Below are 1,467 nucleotides of genomic sequence, written 5' to 3'. Positions count from 1 at the left end.
CAACACACCCTATCTATTCTTCACTTGTTTTCCATTAACGGAATTATGACAGTAATTTAATAAAGGATACGGTATTCTCCGCACCTTTGTAGTTGCTTGAAGCGCCCGTCATATAAGGGCTGCGGAATCTTAAGAAATTTCTCCAATGAAATACGAACAACAGATCGGATATCGATATCCTAAAGGTCGATTTGCTATGGTGAGCGTGTACGCGTTCACTGGCGCTGCGATTTTAGCATCGACTATTTTTTCTCTTTTACTGTTTTTGTCGATTGACGAAAACCCAATGATGCAGGCGCTATTTGGCGGTCTGGCCATCATCTTCGAAGCGGGTAAGTTTTACGCTTGGTATGAATACGGTGAGCGTCGTGCACACAGAAACTACACCGGGGCCCTCACGGCGTTAGTGTTCTATTTGGTGTTGGCTGCTATTTCTATCGGCGGCAGTATCGGTGGCATCAACAGTGCAACCAACAGTGCTCAACGCCATATCTCGGTAGAACAAGCGAAAGTCGAAGCGTATAACCGCCAGATTGCGTCCATCGATAAGCAGATTGAGCTAAACAACATGGCGGCGCAAAAGTACATTGAGATGGAGCGCATCGCGACTGGCGTAACGCGCATTCAAGAGCAGAACAAGAAACTACGTGAAGAGCAGCAACGCTTGGCAACAGAGCGAGATAGCTTACCGCCAGTGGCGCAAGGTTCTGTAATTGGTCTGATCGACAGCTTAGCGAAAGCATTTGGAACGACATCTTCACAAGCGCAGTTGGGCTTGGTGGTGTTCTTATCTATCTTGTTGGATTTCTTTGCTGCTTTCTTTGTGGGTTTGATTGGTGAAGAGAACCGCTTCCGTCATTTCTTCCGTCGTAACGATGGTATAACGCTAGCAAACGTTCGAGATATTGAGCCGGAGCCAGCAGGATACCTACCTCATATCAAAGAGGAAGCTGAGCCGGAAGCGCAACAAGAGCTTGAGCCAGAAGAGCCCAAAACATTATTAGAGCAGGTGAGCGATGCGTTAAAAGGTCACCAAATCACTTGCACTAAAAAGGCAGTAGCCAAACAGTTCAGGCTCTCGGCAGAAGAGGTCGACAAAGTGTTTGAAGAACTAGCCGAACTTGGCTTAGTCGGTAAGAAAGCCAACCACCATTACCACTGGATTGGTCAAACCGAAGCGGCTTAAGCATTCCGAACTAAAAACAAAAGAGCGTCCAGATGGACTAATGCCGATCAGTTAAGACTTTAATCGGCAGATCAGTTGAATGATCCTACCTGTATGTAAAAATCCGATAGACCCTGTTTATCGGATTTTTTATGCACGTTTCTCAAGCCCTCGACATCATCAACAGTTATAAACCCAATCAAGTTGAAACACTCGCTGACCTCCTGCCCATTGAACTCATTAATAGTGCTTACGAACTTACTGATACTGTTACGCTAAGAAAACGAAAGCTAACTTTAGAG

Annotated in this window: 2 protein-coding genes; both read left to right on the top strand. The window is 45.7% G+C overall.

Annotated features, from left to right (window positions below):
• Positions 1-145 precede the first annotated feature (145 nt).
• Positions 146-1,186: a Preprotein translocase subunit SecY gene (locus tag KIV40_RS14685; RefSeq protein WP_285349919.1), complete on the top strand. Its 1,041-nt coding sequence runs from the start codon at positions 146-148 to the stop codon at positions 1,184-1,186.
• A 131-nt stretch (positions 1,187-1,317) separates the two neighbouring features.
• A partial coding sequence (locus KIV40_RS14680) for a transposase domain-containing protein (protein WP_285349922.1) occupies positions 1,318-1,467 on the top strand: 150 nt, incomplete at its 3' end.

The sequence above is a fragment of the Vibrio sp. D173a genome (assembly GCF_030248475.1).
Note: the sequence above shows the minus strand (reverse complement) of the source record. Positions and strands in the feature narration are given on the sequence as shown.